General features: G+C 68.0%; 18 protein-coding genes. 6 read left to right on the top strand and 12 right to left on the bottom strand.

The window, feature by feature from the left end; translation table 11 throughout:
* The first annotated feature begins 165 nt into the window (after positions 1–165).
* The gene (locus tag BJ960_RS11805; protein ID WP_185987417.1) at positions 166–705 is read left to right on the top strand and encodes a hypothetical protein; all 540 of its coding nucleotides are present in this window, start codon (positions 166–168) and stop codon (positions 703–705) included.
* A gap of 200 nt (positions 706–905) precedes the next feature.
* A complete protein-coding gene (locus BJ960_RS11810; protein WP_185987418.1) occupies positions 906–3,317 on the top strand; it encodes an RCC1 domain-containing protein in 2,412 nt (803 codons plus the stop codon).
* Positions 3,318–3,385: 68 nt separating this feature from the next.
* Here BJ960_RS11810 and BJ960_RS11815 read toward each other — a convergent pair whose 3' ends face one another.
* From BJ960_RS11815 to BJ960_RS11830, 4 genes are all read right to left on the bottom strand, one after another.
* On the bottom strand, positions 3,386–4,018 hold the full coding sequence (locus tag BJ960_RS11815; RefSeq protein ID WP_185987419.1) for a TetR/AcrR family transcriptional regulator: 633 nt from the start codon (positions 4,016–4,018) through the stop codon (positions 3,386–3,388).
* Between the two features lie 10 nt (positions 4,019–4,028).
* Positions 4,029–6,215 carry a YhgE/Pip domain-containing protein gene (locus BJ960_RS11820; RefSeq protein WP_185987420.1) on the bottom strand — a complete coding sequence of 729 codons (2,187 nt, stop codon included), beginning with the start codon at positions 6,213–6,215 and terminating at the stop codon, positions 4,029–4,031.
* On the bottom strand, positions 6,212–8,953 hold the full coding sequence (locus BJ960_RS17210; RefSeq protein ID WP_185987421.1) for a YhgE/Pip domain-containing protein: 2,742 nt from the start codon (positions 8,951–8,953) through the stop codon (positions 6,212–6,214). Before BJ960_RS17210 ends, BJ960_RS11820 begins: the two co-directional genes overlap by 4 nt.
* 71 nt (positions 8,954–9,024) lie before the next feature.
* A complete protein-coding gene (locus tag BJ960_RS11830; RefSeq protein WP_185987422.1) occupies positions 9,025–9,810 on the bottom strand; it encodes a FadR/GntR family transcriptional regulator in 786 nt (261 codons plus the stop codon).
* 82 nt (positions 9,811–9,892) lie between these two features.
* Between BJ960_RS11830 and BJ960_RS11835 the strand changes: the two genes are divergently transcribed.
* A complete protein-coding gene (locus BJ960_RS11835) occupies positions 9,893–10,789 on the top strand; it encodes a proline iminopeptidase-family hydrolase (RefSeq protein ID WP_185987423.1) in 897 nt (298 codons plus the stop codon).
* 26 nt (positions 10,790–10,815) lie between these two features.
* Positions 10,816–12,192, top strand: a complete 1,377-nt coding sequence (locus BJ960_RS11840) for an APC family permease (RefSeq protein WP_185987424.1) — start codon at positions 10,816–10,818, stop codon at positions 12,190–12,192.
* Between the two features lie 95 nt (positions 12,193–12,287).
* On the opposite strand, the gene BJ960_RS11845 is transcribed toward BJ960_RS11840, so the two are convergent.
* The 5 genes from BJ960_RS11845 to BJ960_RS11865 all read right to left on the bottom strand — a co-directional run bounded on the left by BJ960_RS11845 (position 12,288) and on the right by BJ960_RS11865 (position 19,791).
* Positions 12,288–15,365, bottom strand: coding sequence for a LamG domain-containing protein (locus BJ960_RS11845; RefSeq protein WP_185987425.1), 3,078 nt, complete (start codon positions 15,363–15,365; stop codon positions 12,288–12,290).
* A 106-nt stretch (positions 15,366–15,471) separates the two neighbouring features.
* Entirely contained in the window at positions 15,472–17,208 is a 1,737-nt protein-coding gene (locus BJ960_RS11850) for a PhnE/PtxC family ABC transporter permease (protein ID WP_185987426.1), read from the bottom strand.
* Positions 17,205–18,029 carry a phosphonate ABC transporter ATP-binding protein gene (gene phnC, locus BJ960_RS11855; RefSeq protein ID WP_185987427.1) on the bottom strand — a complete coding sequence of 275 codons (825 nt, stop codon included), beginning with the start codon at positions 18,027–18,029 and terminating at the stop codon, positions 17,205–17,207. Before phnC ends, BJ960_RS11850 begins: the two co-directional genes overlap by 4 nt.
* Before the next feature lie 75 nt (positions 18,030–18,104).
* A complete protein-coding gene (locus BJ960_RS11860) occupies positions 18,105–19,046 on the bottom strand; it encodes a phosphate/phosphite/phosphonate ABC transporter substrate-binding protein (RefSeq protein ID WP_307814590.1) in 942 nt (313 codons plus the stop codon).
* Between the two features lie 10 nt (positions 19,047–19,056).
* Positions 19,057–19,791, bottom strand: coding sequence for an HAD family hydrolase (locus BJ960_RS11865; RefSeq protein ID WP_185987428.1), 735 nt, complete (start codon positions 19,789–19,791; stop codon positions 19,057–19,059).
* 142 nt (positions 19,792–19,933) lie between these two features.
* On the opposite strand from BJ960_RS11865, the gene BJ960_RS11870 reads away from it, so the two are divergent.
* The gene (locus BJ960_RS11870; RefSeq protein WP_237463455.1) at positions 19,934–20,689 is read left to right on the top strand and encodes a GntR family transcriptional regulator; all 756 of its coding nucleotides are present in this window, start codon (positions 19,934–19,936) and stop codon (positions 20,687–20,689) included.
* Positions 20,690–20,746: 57 nt separating this feature from the next.
* Positions 20,747–21,499 carry a GNAT family N-acetyltransferase gene (locus BJ960_RS17215; RefSeq protein WP_185987429.1) on the top strand — a complete coding sequence of 251 codons (753 nt, stop codon included), beginning with the start codon at positions 20,747–20,749 and terminating at the stop codon, positions 21,497–21,499.
* A 34-nt stretch (positions 21,500–21,533) separates the two neighbouring features.
* Here BJ960_RS17215 and BJ960_RS11880 read toward each other — a convergent pair whose 3' ends face one another.
* The 3 genes from BJ960_RS11880 to BJ960_RS11890 all read right to left on the bottom strand — a co-directional run bounded on the left by BJ960_RS11880 (position 21,534) and on the right by BJ960_RS11890 (position 23,629).
* Positions 21,534–21,746 (bottom strand): helix-hairpin-helix domain-containing protein, encoded by a 213-nt coding sequence (locus tag BJ960_RS11880; protein WP_185987430.1) that lies wholly within the window; start codon positions 21,744–21,746, stop codon positions 21,534–21,536.
* Between the two features lie 42 nt (positions 21,747–21,788).
* A complete protein-coding gene (locus BJ960_RS16775) occupies positions 21,789–22,100 on the bottom strand; it encodes a metal-sensitive transcriptional regulator (RefSeq protein ID WP_147429843.1) in 312 nt (103 codons plus the stop codon).
* 110 nt (positions 22,101–22,210) lie between these two features.
* Entirely contained in the window at positions 22,211–23,629 is a 1,419-nt protein-coding gene (locus BJ960_RS11890) for a dihydrolipoyl dehydrogenase family protein (RefSeq protein WP_185987431.1), read from the bottom strand.
* Positions 23,630–23,739: the final 110 nt, after the last annotated feature.

The raw sequence follows: 23,739 nt of genomic DNA on the forward strand, positions 1-23,739 counted from the left end.
GATTCGTGTGCTGCACTAACGAGGAACACCCATAACGCTATACCCCCAGGGGGTATCCTTGCAACCGGCCGTACCGGTCGCCGAACATGCCCCGACCACCGCCGGCCTCCGATGCGGTAACGTTGCGCGCGAGCGGAAATCTACACGTGAGCGAAGGGTAGTGCGGTGTCTACTCCTGATGCGACCGAGGACGCACATGCGAACCCGCCCGGATCAAACAGGCAGCACTCCGGCTTCTCTGCGAGTGAACTCGTGCGCGTGATCGGAGTCGGGGTCGTCCTGCCTGCGCTCGTCGTACTGATCGTGTGGGGCATCGAATCGTCGTGGACGGATCTCCCTGCCCGCTACCCCGCGCATTGGAGCGGCGGTGACGTCGACCGGTTCGCTGCCCCTGAGGAGTACATCAACACTCAGGCCGTAGCCGCGGCAGTAGCCGCTCTCGTCACGGCGGGTATCGCCGTAGGGAACCTCCTCAGCGGCGGGTGGTCGCCGCTCGCACGCGGCTTCACCTCAGTCGCCGCTGGGGTCACCGGCGCGATCGCAGGCGGCTTCTTCGTACAGCTCCTCCGGTCGCGCGGGCTGACCACGCAGTCGGTCATCGAGCTGGGCGGCGGCGCCGGCATACTCGGCGTCGCGATCGGCTTCGTCGGGCTGCTCACGCTCGCAGCACTGCTGCTGCCCCGTGGCGAGTACGCGCGATCATAGCGGATACTTTTCGCGGCAGATATCATGCGTCCCGCTCCAGGCTGGTTGTGCCGACGAGCCCCAACCCCAACTCCGCTACGCGCACGCGTACGCCCTGCGGCACACGCGTAGTTCTCGGTGGGCGACCCCGTAGATCAGCCCGCTTCCCGTACTGCCCGCGCGGCCCCCAGCTTGACTGGTGCTAACGAAGGGGGCCTCTCATGGGCAAGCACAGCGAACTGACGACAGCGGGACACGCCAGGGCAGGAAAGCGGGTCGGCCTTGGCCTCGCGGTCGGCGCTGCCCTCGCGGTCGTCGTATTCGGCGCAACGTCGACCCTCGTCGGCGCGGTCACCACCGACAACTCGACTGTGCACGGCAACCGCTTCGCGAAGGCGCTCCGCATCGATGCGGGCGTCTACGGACTCGCCGCGACGCCCGAGCACGGCACCGCGTTCGGCCCCGGCTCAGCAGCCGGCACGGTGAGCTTCGACATGCTGCCCGGCGGCGCGACAGTCGTCGACCTCGAGGCCGGCGACACTATCACCATCGATGTGTCGCTCCCCCTGGGGGTCGCCCCCGCTGAGCTTCCCGCGGATGACGCCGCAGGCGTGTACACCCGCGCCTGGTCGGCGACGCAGACTGACGACGCGTGGACCGTCAGCCAGGCCGTGACCGCGACGGCGACGGGGCCGGTCGCGCTTCCCACCGCGAGCTTCGGGATCACCGCCGACCTAGCCGACGTTCGTTCGGTAGAGGAACTCACTGTCCGGGCGACCGTGGGCCTCCCGGAGCGGTACGCGAGCACGCACCCGACAGACAGCGCAGTCATTCCGGCTCACTGGAACGTCGCGGCGGGCGTGTATGGCCTCGCGGTCTCGGGCAGCGGATCAAACACCATGTCGCTGCAGTTCGCAAGCCACCCCGGGCCGACCGGCGAGAAGCTGCACCTCGTTCCGGGTGACGTCATCTCGACCACGGTGACGCTTCCCGCCGGTGTCACGCCCGCGCAACTTCCCGGTGCCAGCGAGGTCGACGGCATCGGCTACTCCTGGGCGAGCAAGCGCGTCGGCCAGGGCTGGGCTGTCACCCAGACTCAGACCGTCACCACCTCCGTCGAGAGGTACGGGCCCACGAGCGGCATGTTCAAGGCGACAGTCACCAACCAGGTGTGGAACACCGGCTACACGGTGCAGGCGGAGACCACCCTGCCGGTTCGGTTCACGAGCGCCCAGGCGCGCATGGAGACGAAGGTTCCCGGCAAGGTCTCGCCCCCAGGGATCGGGCGTATTGCCGCCGGTGGCGGGCAGTCAATCGCTATCTCGGAAGCCAACCGGGCGGGGAACGGCTGGGGCGTCAACACCTTCGGACAGGTCGGCTCGGGGTCCAGCGCGGCGCAGGTGACAGCCCCGACCAACCTCGGCGCGCTCGGTGTCCAGCCATTCCTGCAGGTCGCTGCTGGCGCCCATCACACCGTTGGGTTGAGCGCCGATCTTCGACTGTACGGCTGGGGCTCCGATGCGTACCGCCAGACCGGAACCGACCCGAAATCTGGGAACAAGGTTCTCAAGCCTACTGAGGCGATCCCGACGCAGGCCGTCGCGTTTACTCAGGTGGCCGCGGGGACGCGCACGTCGCTCGCTCTCGACCGCTACGGCAAAGCCTGGGGCTGGGGTGACGGAGGCTCTGGTGCACTCGGGAAGAGTGCTGAGGGTTCCGCCGTGCCCCGCCCTACACCACTCCCCCAGCCCGAAGGTGTGAAGTTCGTGCAGGTTGAGGCCGGCAACCAGACGACATTCGCGATCGATACCGACGGCCGCGTCTGGGGCATGGGCTCGAACGCCGGCGGCCAGCTCGGCCTCGGCACCGACGTGCCGAAGACGAACGTCTTTACACAGATTCCGATGCCAGACAACGCGCGCATCGTCCAGATCGCGGCAAACGCGTCGACCGAGAACCAGCAGGCCCTCGCCCTGACCGAGAACGGCGAGATCATCGCGTGGGGCATGAACGCCGGTGGCGAAGCCGGGCTCGGTCTCGACGGCTCACAGCCCACGTCCGTCTGGACCCCGCGGAAGATCCAGACCCCAGAGGGCGTCAGGTTCACCAAGCTCGCCGCCGGCGACGGCGTCTCACTCGCGCTGAGCTCAACCGGGCAGGTGTACTCGTGGGGTATCCAAACTCTCGGCTACGCGACGCCGTACCAGACCGCGATTCCGACACTCATTCAGCTTCCGGCCGTCCAGGGCGGCTACATCGACATCGCCGCGGGCGACGCCCATGCCTTCGCGCTCGGCGCGAACAATGCGCTCTACGGCTGGGGTATGCAGAACGCTGGTCGACTGGGGACGACAGCCACGGGGTTCCAGGTCACGCCGAAGCTCATCAACCTGACGCTCGCCCGCTCAGCGGATGACGCCGGCGTTGAGGCGGACGCGGCAGCCGAGGAGACAGCAGCAGACGCCGAGCAGGTCGAAGCGCAAGACGACGCAGCGGAAACCGACGAGATCGACGCGCCGGGCGCTATCGATGAGGGGGCTGACGAGGAGCACTCCGACGCCGACGCCGAGCCGGCACCGGCGCCCGCAGAGGGCCAAGCCGACCTCGCCCCAGCGCGGGAAGAGTCCGACTGACACACGCGAAGGCCCGGTCCCCAAGAACGTCGGGAACCGGGCCTGCTGGGTGCGATGCGCCGGGCCAGCTAGCGGGCCCCGGCCTCCAGCACGGACGGGTGCGCCGTCAGCAGCTGATCCTGCTCGCGCCACGACAGTCCCGCGATACTCAGCACGACCTTGATCGCCGTTTCTGCGGTGTGGCCCGCGGTGATCCGCTGGTCGCGGAGCGTCGCCTTCGCGGCCTCCTCGATGAGCATCGCGAGCACCTCGGCGCTCATGTCGCCGCGCAGCGCACCGGAGGCAATACCGCCGCGCGTGAGCTCGGCGAGCTTCCGGCGGAGCGGTTCGAACGCCTGCGCGGTGGCGGCGTGGTATTGCTCGGTGGCGGCGATATTCACCGACGCACGCACGCTCACCGATGCGCGCCACAGCTCGGTGGCGAGGTGCGCCAGCGCGAGCCGCGGATCCTCTTCGGTCGCGTTCGCCGCCATCTCCGCGAACTCGCGGGCGCCGTCGGCGATCACCTCTCGGACGAGCGCGTCGCGATCCGGAAAGTGCCCGTAGACCGCTCGCCGGGTGAGCCCGGCCGCCTGCGCGATGGTGTCGAGCGAGGCGTTCGCGTGCTCCGCAATCGCCGCGCGGGCGGCGCGCAGGAGCAGCTCGCGATTCTTCGTCGCGTCCTTCCTGCGGCCGTCGAGCGGTGGCTCCGGTGTCGTCATCTCTACTTCCTCACATCAGTTTCGTTGATTCGAGCGCGTCCATGAGCTTCCGGTTGAACGGAATCATGGGCCGGCGGAGCACGAGTCCGAGCAGCAGGGCCGGGATCGCGAAGAGCAGCAGCATCCCCAGCGCGACCCAGAAGTCGCCGCCGTACACCCCCGCCACCGCGGCGCGTAGCGCCTGGATCGCGTACGTCGCCGGCAGGAACGGACTGATGTTCTGGAACCACTGCGGGAGCAGCTCGAGCGGGTACGCGCCCCCGGAGCCAGAGATCTGGATCACGAGCAGCAAGACCGCGAGCGCCTTGCCGGCGTTGCCGAACGCGACGACGAACGTGTACACGATGAGCGTGAAGACGAGCGAGATCACCCAGCCCGCAAGAATGAGCAGCAGCGGGTGGGCCGGTTCGATCTGCACGAAGAGCACGAGCCCGAGCGTCAGCAGCGTGCTCTGCGCGAGACCGACGAGCGCGAAGACGCCGTAGCGCCCCAGATACTTCTGGGTTGGCGTGAGCTCCGGCCGATCTGGGAGTGTCTCCTCGTTCACGTCGACGCGGATCGTGACGGTCATGAGCAGCGCGCCAACCCAGAGGGCGAGCACGCTGTAGAGCGGGGCCATGCCCGCGCCGAAGCCGACGATCGGGAACACCGCGGTACGCTCGACGCGCACGGGCTCGGCGAGCGACGTCGCGAGCACGGCTGGGCCGGCGCCGATGATCTCAGAGAGCTCGCTGAGGTCGCCGGTGTCGGCGGCCTTCGCGATCGCGCGCTGCAGTTCGCCGAACTTGTCGGCGGTGTCGTTCAGCGACGTCGCGAGTTTCGTTGTGGCCTCGCCTGACTCCGCGAGCACCGTGCGGACGGACCCCGCCGCGCCCGCGAGCGTGGACGACGATCCCGCGAGGCTGTCGCGGATGCCCGCGATGTCGCCGCTGATCGTGTCGAGCGTCGTCGCGAGGGTGTCGAGCTGCGGCTTCAGCCCGGTCGCATAGGCGTCTTGTGCGTCGGTCACGGCCTTCTTTGCCTCGGCCACCGCCGCGGCGATGGCGTCGTGCGATTCCTGCGCGGATCCTGAACCGTTCGCGATATCTGTTGCCGCCTGACGCATGCGGTCGCGCACGCCCTCCTGGCGGGCGATTGACTCGTCAAGATTCGTGAGCATGCGCGCGAACGCCGCCTGCCCAGACTCGGGCACGAGCGGTTCGACCTCGTCGACGAGCGACTGCTTGAGCGCCGTCGTCTGGTCCACCTGGACCTGCACCGAATCGGCGAGGGCGCCAAGCGCCGCGGCCTGGCTCCCGCCGACGGCACCCGCCTGCGCGAAGAGGTCGTCGATGCGCGCCCCGACCGCATCGTAGCTGCCGGCCGTGGCGCCGAGCGCGTCGACGAGCGCCTGGGTGGCGCCCTGCAGCGTTCCCTTCAGGTCGCCAACAGCGGCCGCGCCACTGCCGATTGCCGTCGACGTGTCGTCGAATGCGCCCCCTGCCGAGGCCACCAGCGACTCGGCGCTGTCGACGAGCGGAATGCTCGACTCGACGAGAGTGGAGAGCGTCTCCGCGGTGCGGGCGCCGCCCCGGAGCTGGCTCGCGATATTGCCGATGCGCGATTCGACCCGGGTGAGGGCGGCCTGCGTGTTGTCGTCGGTGAGGTAGTCGGACACGGAGGAGACCAGACTGAGCGCGACCTCGCTCAGCGTGACGGTGAAAGCCTCGCTGATCTGCGAGGACACCCCCTCGGCCCCCTGCTCGGTGATCTTCGGGGCGAGCGCGTTCTTCTTCTCGTTCGTGTAGAAGGTGATGCTTGTGCGGTCCGCGCCGTCGGCGTAGAACGTGAGCATGTCGGAGCTGAACGACGGCGGCAGTACGATCGCGGCGTAGTAGGCGCCCGACTTCGTGCCGTCGATCGCGTCGTCCTTCGTCGTGATGACCCAGTCGAGCCCGTCATTCGCGCGCAGCTCGGAGAGGACCTGCTCCCCCACATTGATCGGGATCGGCATGAGGTCACTCTGGAACCCGGCGTCCGTGCTCGCGACGGCGACCTTCAGGTTGCTCGTGTTCGCGAACGGGTCCCAGCTCGCGATCACGTTGAACCAGGTGAAGAGCGACGGGATGATCACGAGGCCAAAGAGCACGATCGACGCCATCACGTTGCGGGTGGCGTGGCGCAGGTCGCGGCGCACGAGGCTGAGTACGTTGTTCATGAGCGCGGCCCTCCCTCGTTCGTCTCGGTCGTATCGTTTGTCTGCTCGGATGCGTCGCCGAAGAGCTCGGCCATCACGTCGTCGATGTCGGCGGTGTCCGTCTGCGCCGCGGGCCGCTCGCGCGAGTGGCCCGCCCCGGCGACCTCGAGCCGGGTCGTCGGTGGCGGCGCAGTCGCGAGCGCCATCTCGGGATCGGTGTGGATCCCCCGCCTGTCGGTCATCACCGCGTCGCGAAGCTCGTCATCGTCGAGCGTTCCGACCTCTCGTGCGTGCACGAAGCTCTGCTTGATGTACTCGATGACCACGAGGAATCCCATGATGATCAGGCACCAGAGTACCCAGACCCCAAGGAGTGGGGCCTTGCCGCCCGGCAGTGCCCACGCGACAACGCCGATGACCACCATGCCGACGACTCCCACGATGAGCGTCGTGCGGAGCATCGTCGGGTAGTGCTGGGTGAACGGCTGCGCCCGGCGTTCGAGGTCTTCGCGGTATTCGCCGCGGTTGCGCAGCGCGTGGATCACGTCGCTCAGGCGATACCCGGAGCCCACCACCTGCACCTTTTCGCCGGTGAGGAGGTCGGTCGACGCGATCTGCCGGTTGAACAGCAGGTTAAAGTTCGCGAGGCGACGCCGCAGCACGAGACCGAGCACGAGGGCGAGCAGCCCCATGAGCGCGAGCACCCCGACGAAGCGCCAGTAGTGGCCGCCGTAGAACCCGGCGATTGTCTCGCGCATCGCGTCGATACCGTACGAGAACGGGAGGAAGGGGTAGATCGCGCGGAAGAATCCGGGCATGAGCTCGATCGGGTAGAGCCCGGAGGCGCCGGGGATCTGCATGATGACAAGCAGCACGCACAGTCCCCTCCCGACGTGCCCGAACGCCACGGAGAGCGCGTAGATGATGCTCACGTACACCAGTCCCGTGAACACACCGGTCGCGAGATATGCCACGGCGTTCGCCGTCTGGATCCCGATCACGAGATTGCCGATGCAGACGATCAGTGCCTGGAGCGCGGCCAGCGTCGCGAGCAGGAAGAACCTGCCGAAGTAGGCCTGCCGCACGGTGACGTCGTTCAGGCCCTCAGTGTCGACCTCAATCTTGAAGATCACCATGAGCACGAACGCTCCGATCCAGAGCGACAGGTTCGTGAACAGCGCCGCCATCGCGGAGCCGTAGGCGTTGATTGGGAAGACGACCTGCTCGTCGACCGTCACCGGCGAGGCCACGAACTCGGCGATCTGCGCGGGATCGAGTCCGGTGAGCGTGTTGAGCGTGCCCCATTCCGACGCGGCGCCGAGCGCCAGCACGTCCGCACGAGCTGTGGTGACGCTTCCGCGAATCCCATTGAGGTCCGCTTTGAAGCTATCGAGCGCCTCCCCCGTCGAACCAAGCTGGGTGTCGATGCCCGCGAGCAGCGTATCGGCGTCGCCGAGTACTGCCTGCTGCGCGCCGAGGGCCGACGCGAACGCACCGGAGCTCGCGGACAGCTGCGACATCGCCGCGTTCAGCGCCGGGACGGTGCCGCTGAGCACCTGCCGCATGCCAGCGGCCGCGGTGCGCGTCTCTTTCATCGCTTGACTCAACGCGTTCGACGCGTCGGAGACGGCCTGCACTGCGCCGGACGCGTCGCTGTTCGCCTTCTGGAGCGCTGCGAGCACGTCCCCGTGAGCCGCGTTCTGCGCGGTGAGCGCGTCGAGCGCGCTCTGGAGCTGGGCGACGAGGGGCGATCCAGGGTCTGCCTGGTCGACGAGATCCTGCAGTTGCGCGATCGCCTGCTGATTCGCGTCGATGACGGAACTGACCTCGGTGATCGACGCGTCGATGCGCACGTTCGCCTGCTTGAGCTGCTGCGTCAGCTCGGCGACGGAGGCGTTTGCCGACCCGGCCGCGTCGGCAAGCGCCGTCGTACCCGCGAGGTAGGCGGAAGTCGCGGCGTCCCCGAAAGCGACGATCTGCTGCTGGGTCTCCGCAACGATCGCCTGTGCCTGCCGCGCGGCGACCTGCACGTCGCCGAGCGTAGCGGCGACGTCACCGAGCGTGGTCCGAGTCGATGCGAGCAAGTCGCGCGACGAGTCGAGGCCCTGGCGCATCTTGTCGATGTTCTTGTCGGCCTGGTCGAGCGTCTTCGTCGTGCGATCGAAGGCGTTGAGCGTGTCACCGCGAGCGTTGAGCAGGCGAAGTTCGACGGAGTCGCCGGCGTCCTTTACCGCCTCGGTGGCGGCCTGGGCGACCTGTTCTTTGAAGGCGCTCGTGATCTGCTTGTCGAGCTGCGAGGCACCGACGTCAGTGATCTTCGGCGCGATCGCGCTCGCCTTCTCATTCACGAAGTACTGGAGTGCGGGCTGGGTGAAGTCGCCAGAGGTCATGCTGAGGAGGTCGCTGCTGAAGTCCTCCGGAATGACGATCGTCGCGTAGACATCGCCACGCTTCACGGCTTCTTTGGCCTTCGCCTCGCTCATGAACTGCCAGCCCAGCTGGTCGTTCTCTTCGAGCTGCTCGACCACTTGGTCGCCGATGTTCACCTCTCCGGTGAGCTCCGACTCCGCGCCGGAATCGAGGTTCGCGACGGCGATGTTCACGTTCGCAGTATTGGCGTACGGGTCCCAGAACGCGTTGATGTTGAACCACGCGTACAGGGCAGGCGTGATGAGGATACCGATGACGATAACCCAGCTTTTTCGTTGCCGGGCGAGCCGCCCGACGTCTCTCCGAAAGATATTCCAACTTTGCCGCACCGAAACAGTGTACCCGATACTTGCACATTGCTGTGCAAGTTATTTTTGCGGCGGGCGAACAGGTCGCTTGGTCAGGTCACCGCGCCGCTTGCCCGGGCGTCGCGGAGCGCGTTCTCGAGGTGCTCACGGTTGATTCGCGCGTGCACCCTCCCAACCTCGTGCGCGCGGGGCGAATCGCCCGCCGAAATCGCATCGAACAGGAGCTCGTGGTCGCGAAGCGCTCGCGCTTCCATATCGCGCCGGCCACGTTCACTCCCCCACGGGTGCGCCGGCGCGGAGAGGTGGATCTGGGACTCGAGCGAGAACAACAGCCCGGCGAGCGCGGGGCTGTGAGCAGCCTCGGTGATCGCGAGGTGAAACGCCTCGTCGGCCTTTTGGGCGGCGCGACCGGACTCGGCGTCACGATACCCTGCGAGGCGCTCGCGGAGCACCTCGATGTCCGTCTCGCTGCGCCTATCTGCCGCGGCCGCCGCGATCGCTCCGTGCATCCACGTTTGCGCTTCGTGTTGATCAATCAGCCGATCCCACGTTGCCGAGAGCACCCTCGCGATCGACGCGCGGGCCTCGTCAGTCGTGGGCTCGACGACGAAGTTGCCACCACCGCGACCCTGCTGCTTGCGAATGAGCCCGAGCCCCACGAGCCGCTCAATTGCTGCGCGCACGGTCACTCGACCGACGCCGAGCATGGCCGCAAGCTCGCGCTCCGCCGGGAGGCGAGCGCCAGGAAGATAGTCCCCCACGGCAAGTGCCGTAACGAGCCTGTCAGCAATCTCGTCAGCGAGCGTCTGCGCCGGCCCGGTCTCCACGCGAGTAGAGACGAGCTGCCGCCCACCACGCTGTTCCGCCTCGAATGCCATAGCTCCATTAACCCACACCCAAAAGGTCTCATGATGGAACCTTTTGTGCAATGATGTGTCTATCACGATCAAAGGAGTTCCTGTGCCGCACGGCCCCACCGCCTCCACCACTGTCGAGAACGGCCTCGCCCCCACCCCGCACGGCGGCCTCTGGTACCAGCTCACCAGCCCGGCGCAGCCCACCGCCGACACCAGGCCCGCACCGCTGCCCATCGTCCTGCTCCACGGTGGGCCCGGGTCGCCGAGCGACTATCTCGCGCCGCTCGACGCACTCTCAGCAGACCGCCCGGTGCTCCGCTACGACCAGATCGGTTGCGGGCGCTCCGACGCGGCGGGCGACAACACTGCCTGGACAGTCGACGCGCACGTTGACCACCTCGACAGGCTCACCCGTCACCTCGGATTCGACCGTTTTCACCTCTACGGTCACTCGTGGGGCGGCATGCTTGCGCTCGCATTCCACGAGGCGCACCCTCATCGCGCAGCTTCGCTGACGTTGGCGAGCCCCCTCGTCGACACGAAGCGGTGGGTCGCAGACGCCGCGATACTCATCGCCAAGCTTCCCACAGCCCACCAGGCAGCCATCGCAGCGGGGCCTGAACACGCCGGCTACGCCGCGGCGGAGGCCGAGTTCTACAGGCGCCACTTTTGCAACATCGAACCGTGGCCGACGCCGATCCAGGAGTCAGACGCCGGCCAAAACGCGCTGGCCTACAACACCATGTGGGGCCCGAACGAGTTCACCCAGACCGGCAACCTTCGCGACGAAGACCGTTCCGGCGTCGTGCGCGACCTCACCGTCCCGAACCTGTGGCTGACAGGGGCCGACGACGAGGCCCGCCCCGAAACCATCCGTGCGTTCGCTGCGCTGAATAGCAACAGCTCAGTACACGTGTTCCCCGGGGGGACTCACTCGGTGCACCTTGAACAGCCCGGCCCCTATCTCGCAGAGCTCAGAGCCTTTCTGCGCAACAACTAACCACCCCTTACAGAAAGCACACTGCAATGACGCACGCCTCCCCCACTGACGCCCCCGAGGGCGCTACCTCGCTCGAGGACCTCGGGTACGCCCAAGAGCTCAAGCGGTCGATGTCGCTGCTCGACGTCGTCGTCTACGGCCTCATCTACATGGTGCCGATGGCACCGCTCGCCGTCTTCGGCATCATCTACAACTTCTCGGGCGGCATGCCTGCCCTCGTCTACCTGGTCGCCGCGTTCGCGATGCTCTTCAGCGCGCTCAGCTACAAGGAGATGGCGAAGCGCTTCCCGGTCGCCGGCTCCGTGTACTCGTACGTTCGTCTCGGCATCAACCGGTTTTTCGGGTTCATCGCTGGCTGGGCGATTCTGCTCGACTATCTTCTTCTGCCTGCGCTGCTCTCCGTATTCGCAGCGGCCGCGATGGTGACCGTCGTGCCGGGCGTACCCGAGTTCGTCTGGATTATCGTGTTCGTCGTGCTCGCTGCGGCAATCAACTTGCGCGGCATCACGCTCACGGCGGGCATGAACAAGATCTTCCTGGCGATCCAGGTTGTCGTCCTCGCGATCTTCGTCGTCGGGGCGCTCGTCGCCGTCGCCGAGGGGCGCGCGGAATTCTCGCTGGCGCCCATCTTCCAGGCGCAGGAGTTCTCGTGGGCGATCGTGTTCGGGGCCATCCCGATCGCAGCGCTGAGCTTCATCGGTTTTGACGCGATCTCAACGCTGAACGAGGAGGCGAAGGGCGGGGGCGCGACGGTCTCTCGCGCAACAATCATCGTGCTCATCGCGGTGACGTTCCTGTTCGTCGTGCAGGTCTACCTGGCCGCCCTGTTCGTCCCAACCGGCACGACGTTTGCGTCGGGTGACGCGACGAACAACGCGTTCTACAACATCGCCGGCGAGATCATCGGGCCGTGGTTCAAGATCCTCATCACCCTCACCTCTGCCCTCATCGCGATCTTCGCCAACTCGATCGCCTCGCAGGCGACCTCGAGCCGCCTGGTCTACAGCATGGCCCGCGACGGCCAGTTGCCTCGTGTCTTCGCGCGCGTCAGTGATCGCCAGGTTCCACGCAACGCGATGCTGCTCATCGCGGGGCTCTCGCTCGTTGTCGGCATTCTTGGCACGACCGAACAAGAGCTCCTCACGACGCTCGTCACGTTCGGCGCGCTCACCGCGTACATCTTGCTCAACATCGCCGTCATCGTCCACTTCGGTCTCAGGGCCGCGGGCCGCAACGTCTTCCTCCACTGGGTCTCCCCGATCATCGGCACCGCCGTACTCGGGTACGCGCTCTGGAACGCGAACGTGAACGCGCAGCTCATCGGTCTAGGCTGGCTCGGGCTTGGGGCGCTGCTCGCGGGCTACTGGGCGTTGCGCGCAACACGCGAGCGCGCGGCAGCCTAGCCGGCTCACGCCGGGCGTGCCCGGCACCGTGTTGCAGCGCGAGAGGGGCGGTGGGGATCGCTTGATCCCCCACCGCCCCTCTCGTGTGCGCGGCCCTACTGGCGGCGCAGGCGGGCTCGCAGCGCGAGCACGATGCCGGCCGCGACCGTGAGCGCCGAGGCAAGGCCGGTCAGCGCCCAGACCGTCGCGGATGCACCGCCGGTCGCGGCGATGTCCGCGCGGGGGCCTGCACCCGTGCTGCCTGAGCTATCGTCACCTGAGCCGGTTCCGGAGCCCGGGCCGCCATGGCCATTGCCGCCATCACCCGGGCCGTCGTCGCCGGGGCCGCCATCTCCGGGACCGCCGTCGCCCGGGCCACCGTCAACGACCTTCGCGAACTCAATGTCGACGCTCACGCGCCCCTGCACGTCTCGCAGCACGAGCTCCGTGCCCTCGACCGCGAAGCCCTCGGCCCCCTCGACAGCGACAACCGGGTCGACCGCGGTGTACCCGGCGGCGGGCTCGAGCGCGAGCCGCAGCTCGCCACCGAGATCCGCGATTCCCTCGGCCGGGGTCACTGCGCCGTTCGTCGCGCGGGCGGCATAGGTGAACCGCACCGGCTGATCTTCAACCGCGGTGACCGCCGCGCGCAGTGAATCGTAGCTCGCGCGCAGGTCAGCTTCGGTCGGCGCCGCCGCTCCGAGCGCCGCGCGCGCCTGTTTGACGGCTGCGGTGAGCGCTTCCGTGAGCGCCTCGTCGAACACGCGGCCGTTTGCGGCCGCGCTCTCGTTGGCGGTGAGCAACTCAGCCGAGTAGTCGACGGCCCGTGTGAGCGCATCGGTCTCAGCCCCGGTGTCGTCGGCGCCGTGCAGCGCCGCGATCTCGTCAGGGGTGAGCGCCGAGTCCCACATCTTCAGGTCGTCCATGTCGAGGCCGACGCCGTAGCTCTTGCCCGCGTCCACGCCAATGAGCATGTTCAGGCCGCTCGTGAGGCTCCCGATCGACTCGATGCTCGCCTCTTTCACGAGCTGGCCGTCCATGTAGGTGCTCGCCGTGTTGCGCTCGCGGTCGACGGTAAACGCCATGTGGTGCCACGAGTTCTTGTAGTTCGTGACGTCACCCGTCGCGTAGACGCCGTTCTTGTCATCGCCGAGGGTGAACTCGAGCTTGCCGGTGTCTCCGCCCTGTGGCGCCACGTTGAGGCCCGAGCGGTAGAAGTTGCTCCAGTTCTTGTTGCTGATGATGGCGCCGTAGCCGCCGACGCTCGTGACCTTCGTCCAGAAGCTCATCGTGAGGTCGCTGTCGGTGCCGAGGTCGAACTCGGGCCTTGAACCAAGGTCGACGTAGCTGCCAGCCCCGGCCCCGATGCGCACCGCCTGCCCCGCGGCGCCGTTTCGGTCGGCAGGAACGTAGCTCACTGAACCGACCGGTGCCGCCTTCGGTGCCACCCCTGCGGCAGTGCCCGCATCGCTCAGGTCGCCCTCGAACGCGAGGTTCAAGAACTCGCCGCCGGGTGCCTCCGCCCCGGTTGCAGGGAAGTCGGGGAACACGAGCGTACCCGCCGTGCGGAACGTGCCTGTGAGCGCCTCGGACTTGTTCTGGAAGTCGTCGAACGCGAACACGTTCACCGTGTACGTCTTCGCAGCGTCGAGCCCGCCGATGTCGAAGCCCATCGTGTTCGGGCTCATGTAGAAGCGTGAGTAGGCTTTGAAGCTGCCGGTGAATGCTTTCGACTTCTTCGCGCCGAAGTCGGGCACCTGGTTCGCAGTGAACGCGACGGGGTTGCCCGCCTGGTCGGTGATCTGCACCTCGTAGTAGTTGACGAGCTCGTCGTCCTTCGCCTGCTCGAACCCGATCGTCGCTGACGTCTCGGTCACTTCGCGCGCGGTGACGGCCGCGCTGTCCCACCACGGCGCAATCTTGCTGCGCTTGTCGCTCGTGTAGGTGAAGCCGGCTTTGCCCTTCGTAGTGTCGACAACCCACGGCATGCCGAGCCAGCGCTTGTGGGTGACGTCGAAGCGGCGAATTACGGTGCTGCCGTCTTCGAGCACCGTCACGAAGTTGGCGCTCTTCTGCGGCACACCCTTCGCCGCGTCTCCCTGGTTGCCGTCGAAGTAGCCGCCGCCGATGAAGTCCCCCGGCACATCCTGGTAGATGTAGTTCATCGAGGCGTTCTCGTAGACCGTGAAGTCTTTCTGGTAGATGCTCGTCTCGGGGTTCGACGAGAAGTGGGTGTGGGCCGAGCCGAGCACGGCCTGCGGGTAGTCGGCGAGGATGCGCTGCAGCTCGGGGCCCGCCATGTCGTAGTCGCCGTGGAACGGGCCGCCGAGCGAGGTGCCCGCGTAGCCGCTGTGGATCGACACGAAGATCGGCTTCTTCGGGTCGTAGTCGGGCTTCGCCGCGATGCCCGCGAGCGTCTGCTTGAGGTACTCCTGGTAGCCGGTGCGCTGGCCGGTGTACCCAAACGTGTGCTTACCGTTGTAGTCAAGCCCGATGAAGTCGATGTCCTCAACCTTCGTGTGGAAGTTGCTGACGTAGTCGCTCTCAGCCCGCGGGTAGAACCACTCCGGGGCGCTGTCGCCGGCGCGGTCGGCGCGCGCCTCGTCAAACGTCTTCCCCATGAGGTCGGCAATGTCGTGGTTGCCCTGAGTGAGCAGCACGTTGGCGTCGGGGAAGCTCTCGCGCATCACCCGCTCGACGGCACGGTACCAGCCGGCGACCTTCTCTGAGTCGCCGCGCAGGTGCGCGGAGTACTCGGGGTCGTTTGCGCCCACGACGTCACCGTTGTCGACGACGGCTTTGGGGGTGAAGCCCTTCGCCGTCGCCCAGTCGGTGATGCTCTTGAAGTGGGGCTGGATGCCCTCGTACGCGACCTGCTCCGAGGTTTTTTCAGCGGTGGCGGTGCCGCCGAGCTCGGTGTCAGACATCGTGATGAACTCGAGCGTCGCCGCCGCCCCGTTGTAGGCGTCGTTCGCAGCGTCGATTCGGGCCTGAGTCATCGCCTCGGCTGGCGCTCCCGCGGGTGCCGCGGTCGGCGCTGCGGTCGGCGCCGCCTGGGCTGGGAGCGTTGGGGCTAGCAGCGCCACTGCGGTCATCGCCGCGATGGCACTTCCGAGCAGCGCAGTGCGCGGCGCCTTGCGCGGCCCTCGTGTGAGGCACGCGGGCACGCTCGGTGTGCGTTCGGAGTTAAACATGGGGTTCCTTTCAGAGGTGTGGCGGGCAGGGGGCGGCCCACCACCGGGGAGGGTGATGTGGGAGAAACAGCGAGTGGGTCTGATGCGCCTTCGGTGGGCGACGGGGTTAGGCGATGAGCCGCCTGAGCCAGGAGGCGAGACCCTCAACCGCGAACACGATCACGAGCACGCAGAGCAGCAGGGCGAGGAGCTCGTGCTGGTTGATGCGTGCGGCGCTCGACAGCATGTAGCCGATGCCGCCGCCGCCGACGATGCCGAGCACCGTCGCTGAGCGGATGTTGGTGTCGAGCAGGTAGAGCGTGTGCCCGACGAGCGCGGGCGTCGCCTGCGGAAAGGTCGCCGCGGTAAAGACCTGCGTGCGCGTCGCGCCGACTGCTTTGAGGGCGCCCTCGGGGCCGCGGTCGACCTCCTCGATCGAGTCCGCGAACAGCTTGCCAAGCAGGCCAACACCGCCGATGGCGAGCGCGAGTACGGCGGCGCCGGGGCCAAGGCCGGTGAGAATGATGAAGAAGAGCGCGAGCAGCAGCTCGGGGAGCCCGCGGATCACGACGAGCGCGAACCGCGAGGCGCCGCGCACCGCGGGATTCGGGGCGACGTTTCGCGCAGAAAACACGCCGAGGATCAGGGACCCGACGAGCGCCAGGAGTGTCGCCGCAAAGGCGATCTGCACGGTCTCCGTGAGCGCGACCGCCGTCGCTTCCCACTTCTCGGGCGGCAGCGCCGGCGGCCAGAGCCGCGCCGCGGCGATGCCGAGGTTCTTCCAGAAGTTCGCGAAGCTGCTCTCCTGGGTCGCCGCAAGCGCGATCGAGACGCCGATGAGGGTCGCGGTGCCCCAGACGAGCGCTGACGATTTCAGTCGGTCTGCCGTCCACGGCACCCGACCGGCACCCGCCGCGCGGCCGAGCGAGCGACCTTTCGTCGCAGACTGCCCGGAGGGGCCAGCGTTCTGCCCTGCACCTGCCTCGGCGCCGGGAAGCGCGCGCACGAAACGGTGCGCGAGCGTACGGCGCGCGACCGGCGCGCCGAGGAGAAAGCGGCGGATGAGCGCCGAGACGATCTCGAAGGCGACGCAGAGCACGAAAATGATGATCGCGAACGGCAGCGCCTCGCGATAGTTCAGGGTCTGCATCGCGATGCTGAGTTGCTGGCCGAGCCCCGCGACGCCGACGAACCCGAGGATCACGGACACCCGGAGATTGATGTCTGCGCGGTGCAGCACGATCGCGATGAAGGCCGGGAGTATCTGCGGCCAGACCGCTCCCCAGAACTCCTGCGATTTCGTGGCCCCCGCCGCGCGCAGCGCAAGGCGGGGCCCGTCGGGGACCTGCTCGATCGCGTCGGCGGTGAGTTTGCTGATCATGCCGACCGAGTGGATCCCGAGGGCGAGGACGCCCGCGAGCGCGCCCTGGCCAATCACCATTGCAAAGATCATCGCCATGATTGCGTCGGGAGCCGCGCGGGTAGCAACCCCGAGGAACCTCCCGAGCGCGCCACCCAAGCGAGTCGGCGTCGTATTGCGCGCCGCGAGGTACGCGACCGGGATCGAGATAATCGCTGCCATCGCTGTGCCGCAGAACACGATCGCGAGTGTGAGGGCCGAGAGCCAGAGGATCTCGGGGATGGAAGGCCACACGAACGGTACCGCCCGTGCGAGGAAGCTGCCCGCGTAGTCGACGCCGCGGGCGATCTGCTGCCACGACAGCCCCACGCCAGAGAGCGACCACAGCCCGACCGCAAGAAGAGCGAGGAGCAGGGCCCCGGCGGTGAGCGCGTTCCTCGACGGGAGCGGGAGCTTCGCGCCCGTCCGGGCTGCCAGGCGGACGGGGGTGATGATCGCGGTCACGCCGCCGCCCCGCTGAGCTCGGGCTGGGGAGCGCGCTGGGTTTCCCCGGCGCTGTCGGCGCGCTTGACGTCGGCGCCGCGCTTGTAGATCGCCATGACCGACGCCTCGTCGAGGTCGCTCGCTGGGGCGTCGAGCACGACCCTTCCAGTTTGGAGCCCGACGATACGGCTCCCCCACCCGAGCGCGAGGTCGACCTGGTGCAGGCTGCACACGACCGTGAGGTTCCGCCGCTCGGCGAGTTCTTGGATGAGCGCCATGATCTGCTGTGACGACTCGGGGTCGAGCGAGGCGACGGGCTCGTCAGCAAGCAAGATCTCGGGCTCCTGCATGAGGGCGCGGGCGATCGCGACGCGCTGCTGCTGCCCGCCCGAGAGCGTGTCGGCGCGCTGGAACGCACGTTCCTCGAGCCCGACCTCGGCGAGCAGCTCGGCGGCTCGGATGCGGAGCGCCTTGGGGTAGGCGAAGAGCCCGAGCCGAGGGCCGCGCAACTCCGAGAGCGCCCCCGTGAGCACGTTCTCGAGCACCGTTCTCGGCCCGACGAGCTCGAACTGCTGGAAGACGAAGCCGACCCTGCTGCGCAGCTGCCTGAGCGCGCGCCCGCGGGCGGCGTCGACGTGCACGCCGAGCACTGAAACGCTCCCCGAGTCGGCCCGTTCGAGCCCGTTCAGGTGGCGGAGGAGCGTCGACTTCCCCGACCCCGAAAGGCCGAGAAGAACCGTCCGCTCCCCCGGAGCGATGTCGAGGGTGACGTCGTCGAGCGCGACGGTCGTGCCGTAGCGCTTCGTGAGAGTATCGAGCTGGATGGCGGCGGAATGATGCATGAGGGTCAGACTCCAGGAGCTACGCGGCGGGGTGGGGCGGGGTTCGGCCGATGACGGCCGAACCCCCAGGGGGTGTTACGGCTGGCACTGCGCCGCGCCGGTCTGCTCACAGACCTTGCGGACGCTGTCGTAGTACGAGTCCTCGACCGGGACGAGCTCGTAGAAGAACGCCTTGAACGCGTCGGTGACCTCGATACCCTCGGCTTCGATGTCTGCGAGCGTCAGGTCCTTCATGACGTCCTGCAGCTCCGTCTGCGTGTCGGCGGGAAGCTTCGTCGACATCACGATCGGCGCGCCGGGCACGGTCACGCGGTTGATGACTTCGAGGTCGCCCTCGGCAAACAGGCCGTCGGCGATGCCCGTCGTCTCGACGACCGCGTCCTCGGCGAACCCGGCCTCGCACTCGACGCCCTGCGCGGTCTTCTGCGCGGAAGCGTCGTGCCCGCCCGCCATGACCGGCGTGATGTCTTTCTCAGGGTCGATGCCGGCCGCGAGCAGCTCGGCGCTCGGGTAGAGGTAGCCGGACGTCGAGCCGGGGTCGACGAAGCACACCTTGTGGCCCTTCAGGTCGGCGATCGACGCGATGTCTGAGCCCTTCGGCACGACGGTGAGCGACTCGTAGCCGGGCTCTTCGCCCTCCTTCGTGACCGTCACGCCGAGCGGCGCGAGCTCGGCGCCGCCGTTCGTTGCGGCAACGTAGGTGAAGCCAGAGAAGCTACCGATATCGATGCGGCCCGCAATCGAGGCCTCGACGAGCGCTGCGTAGTCGGTCGACTGGATGAGCTCAACTTTCTTCCCGGTTTTTGCGGCGATGTAGTCGACGAGCGGCTGGAACGTATTCTCGACGGACTGCTGGTCGGGGACCATACCCATGACGAGCGTGTCAGCGTCTTTCGCGAACCCCTCGGATGCGCTCGCGCCTTCGTCTGCGGGCCCTGCCGAACAGGCGGCGAGGGTGCCCATGAGCGTGATGCCTGCGACGAGCGCGAGCCCGCGGGTGAGTGTGTTCTTCTTCACGGTGTGCCTTTCAAAGCGAGTGAGTGTGAATCGGTGTGAGTCGGATGGAATCTGTGAGCCGGTGGCGCCGCGTCAGCGCGGCGATCCAGTCGGTAGTGACGCCCGCGAAGCTCGCGATCGTCACGTCGGCGAGGAGATCGAGTTCGGGCCGCGGCTCCCCCACGCGCACGACGGTGCAGCCGGCGGATCGCGCGGAGCGGATGCCGACCTCGGAATCCTCGAACGCGACGCAATTCGCCGGCGAGACGCCGAGCGCTCGGGCAGCACGCGCATACGGCTCGGGTTCGGGCTTCGTCTTCGGCACGTCATCGGCGGTGACGACGGTGTCGAAGCGGCCGAGGCCAGCGAGGCTGTCAACTGCCTCGACCCAGGTTCGCGTCGAGCTCGTCACGAGCCCGATCGGCGTCCCGGCGACGCGCAGCCGGTGCAGGGCCTCCTCGGCGCCGGCGAGCCAGCGCAGGTTTCCGGAGAAGGCAGCGATTGAACGCGCCTCAAGCAGGCGGGCAACCTCCTCGGGCGTGCCGGCGTGGCCGTGCGTCTCGACCAGTCGGCGACCGGCCTCGTCAACGGCGACCCCTTCGAACTCCGCGACAAGCTCGTCGGGGGCTTCCCCGGTGCTCGCGGCGAGGGCTGCCCGGATCGCCTCAAGCCAGCTCCGCTCGCTGTCAACGAGCGTGCCGTCAAGGTCGAACAATACGGCGCCGAGCGCGGTGCCTGAGTGCGGTGAGGTTGGCTGCTGAATCACCTGATCATTACCCCGTGACCAGGTATGCAGTTCGCAACGAAATAGTGAACGACACCTGAACACTGAGCGCTCAGTCGCCACAGGGCGGGACAGCTGTGAACGGCTGTCCACCGGCGCCGTTTTCCGGGCGTACGCTGACAGCATGACGGCCGATTCCACACGCTCGCACACGGCGATTATGCGCGACCTCCTCGCGCGCATCGTTGACGGCGAGTTCGCCCCCGGAACGACGCTGCCGTCGGAATCGAGGCTGAGCCAGCACTACGGCGCCGCACGCGGCACAGTGCGCAACGCGCTCGCTGCGCTCGAGGGCCGCGGCCTCGTCGCCCCCGTGCAGGGGTCGGGCTGGGTCGTCCGCTCCAGCAGACAGAACCAGTCGTTCGCCGAGCTGCGCTCGTTCGCGCAGTGGGCACGCAGCAAGGGGATGACTCCCGGAGGTCTCGTGCGGCTCGCGGAGTTCGGCGAGGCGTCTCAGAGCGAGGCGCGCCGCCTCCGCGTGGCTCCGAGCTCCCGGGTCATCCGGGTGACGCGCACGCGCTCGCTCGACGGCCGCACCGTCATGCTTGAGCGCACCTGCTACCCCGAGTGGATCGCCGACAAGATCGCAAGCATCCCCGACGACGAAGCATCCGTCGTCGAGACGCTGCGCACGCAGTTCGGTGTCGACACCGCCCACGCCGAGCACTCGATCGACGCGATCCCCGCGTCGAGCGCCGACGCCGAGCTACTCGGGATCCGCAGGTCGAGCCCGCTCCTCCGGGTCCGGCGCGTGAGCTTCACGCGCGGCGGCGCCCCCATCGAGTTCGGCGAAGACAGGTACCTGCCCGACACGGTGACATTTCAGGTGGCGACCTCAAGCGACAGCAACGCGCTGAACCGCGCCGAGTTTCTCCAGTAGCAGGCCGGGTTCGCCCGCCCATCGCGGCGCTACCGGTAGACTCCCGCCGAGAGGAAGGTGCCGCCCATCGAAGCCCCAGACGCGTTCTCGCTGTACGTAGATACCCACCTCGCCCGCGCGGCCAGCTCGTTCCAGTCCGAGCGGCTCGCCTGGTTCCGAACAGGCGCCCCGCATGAGGAACTCAACGGAATGCTCTACGCCACGTCGGCAGATTTGAACGCCGCGGGAACCGAGCTTGCTGGCGTTCCCGCGCTGTGGCATTCGTGGCCCGAGCGACCCGAATTCGATGTCGAGGCGCAGCTCCGTGCGCGCGGCTTTGAGTTCGTCGAGGAGGAGCCCATCATGACGCTCGCCTTCGGCAGCGGCTCAGGGGAACCCACCGCGGCGCGACCGGGGCCGGCCACCGTTCGCCGCGTCGAAACCGAGCGCGACCTCGCCGTCTGGGAGGAGGTCTGGAGAGGCGAGGCCCCAAACCCGGCGACGCTTCGCGCCCTCGCGTCGGCGGGGCTCGGCGCGAACCGCACCGTGCACCACCTGCTTGCAGAGGTCGACGGCGTCGCCGTCGGTTGCGGCGCGGCCGTCGTCGCCGGGAGAACTCTCGCCGTCGAGCACATCGTCACGGTGGCGTCGCACCGCAGGCGCGGGATCGGCAGCCAGCTCACGGCGGCGGCGCTCGCAGTCGGGCGCAGCCATGGTGCGCGTCACGCGATCCTCACCGCGTCACCCGACGGCGCCGGGATCTACGAGCGCCTCGGATTCGAGCGGCGCGAGCCCGTTCGCAGGTTTGTCGCTCCGACTGCGACCGGCTAGCCAGCCAGGGTCACTGCATCCTCGCGTCTCCGCGTCACTGCCTGAGCGTCTGGCCATGCTCGGCGAGCGCCGCCTCGAGGATTCGCACTGCCTTCGGGCCCACCCCGTGCAACGACAGCAACTCCGCTCGCGAAAGCTCGCGCACCTCGGCGAGCGTCGATACCCCTGCCAGCAGGAGCGCCGAGGTCGCAGGCCGGCCGATCCGTGGCAGGTCCCCAATCTGCTCGGGCACATCGCGTGTAGACATGCGTGCAGTCTACGCGGCGGCCTGCTCCCCCACCGCGGCCGCCTAGGACTTCACGAGGCGGGCGATCGCGTCGCTCGCCTCCTTGAGCTTCTCCTGCGCCTCCGGCCCGTCTTTGCGGGCGGCGTCCACGACGCAGTGCGACAGGTGATCGTCGAGCAGGCCGAGACCGACCGCCTGGAGCGCGCTCGTGAGCGCGCTGATCTGAGTGAGGATGTCGATGCAGTATTTCTCCTCGTCGACCATGCGCGAGATGCCCCGCGCCTGACCCTCGATGCGCTTCAGGCGCTGCAGATACTTCTCCTTGTCGGTGATGTATCCGTGCGTGCTCTCATGCGTGTCCTGCACTGCGTCCACGATTGCCCCCTCCTCAGCCGCGGCGACTCGCCGCTCCCTACAGGATACCCCCTCCGGGTATCCTGTAGGGATTGTTTCGCTCAGGGCTGCACGCCACCGCGCGACACCCGTTACGCCGCCTCGCTTCGGTACGTTTCGAGGAGCCGCAGCCATACCTCGCTGATCGTCGGGTATGCCGGCACCGCGTGCCACAGCCGGTCCATCGGAACCTCCCCCACAATCGCGATCGTCGCCGCGTGCACAAGGTCCGCGACGTCCTGCCCGACGAACGTCGCGCCAACGATCACGCCGCGCGCGTGGTCGATCACGAGCTTGGCCCGGCCAACGTAGCCGTCCGCGTGGAGCTTCGCCCCGGCAACCTGGCCCATGTCGTACTCGACCGTTCTGAACTCGAGGTCGGCCTCGCGCGCCTGCGCCTCGGTGAGCCCAACCGCGGCAACCTCCGGGTCCGAGAACACCACCCGCGGCACGGCAACGTGATCCGCCGACGCCGCATGGGCTTCCCACGCGCCATCGTGCACCTGTCCGCCAGCGAGCCGCGCGGCGATGGCCTGACCGGCCGCGCGCGCCTGATATTTGCCCTGGTGCGTGAGCAGCGCGCGGCCGTTCACGTCCCCGACGGCGTAGAGCCAGTCGGTGCCAGCAACGAGCATGGTGTCGTCGACCGTCAGCGTGTCGTCGAGGCCAACGGTCTCGAGGCCGAGGCCCGAGGTCGCCGGGCGGCGTCCGGTCGAGACGAGGAGCTCGGCGGCCCGCACGGTCGCGCCACCGGCGAGCTCAACCGAGACGTTGCCGTCGGCGCCTCGGTCAACGCGCACGGGGTCGTCACCAATCCGAACGTCAACGCCCTCGGCGGCGAGCGCGGAGGCAAGCATCGCGCCAACGAACGGCTCTTCACGCCCGAGCAGCGCGCCGCGCGAGAGCAGCGTCACGCTGGTTCCGAGCGCGGCGAATGCGAATGCCATCTCGGTGCCCGCCACGCCTCCGCCGAGGATGATGAGGCTCTGCGGCACCTCTTCGGTTGAGGTCGCCTCCCGCGTTCCCCATGCGCGTGCCTCCGCGAGGCCCGGGATATCCGGCAGCGTCGGCACCGATCCGGTCGCGAGCGCGACAGCCCTGGCCGATAAGGTGCGCTCCCCGACGCGCACGCGCCCGTCCCCGACGATTTCACCGAACCCCCGAATGAGGTCAATTCCATCCGCGGCAACCCACTCGACCTGGCCGGAGTCATCCCAATTGCTGGTGAAGGCGTCGCGCCGCGCGAGCACGGCGGCGGCGTCAAGGTCGCCCGTGACCGCCTCGCGCGCCCCCGGGAGCCGCCCCGCGGCCCGGATGGCGTGGCCGCTGCGCAACAGCGCCTTCGATGGCATGCAGGCCCAGTACGAACACTCACCACCGACGAGTTCAGCTTCGATGATCGCGACACGCAGGTTGGGGCCGACCGCGTAGTCGGCGACGTTCTCGCCGACCGGACCGGCGCCGATGACAATGAGGTCATAGTCGGTTGAGGTGGGTGCTGCGGTATCCATGCGGGTCCCCTTTCCCGTAGTCGCGAACCGGCTGCTCGCCGGAAGGTGTCCGCCATTCTTTCGCACGACACGCAAAAGGGCCTGTGTTTCCACAGGCCCTTCTCAGGCGA

Origin of the sequence: Leucobacter aridicollis, assembly GCF_013409595.1 — a bacterium.
In the GTDB taxonomy this organism is placed as follows: Bacteria; Actinomycetota; Actinomycetes; order Actinomycetales; family Microbacteriaceae; genus Leucobacter; species Leucobacter aridicollis.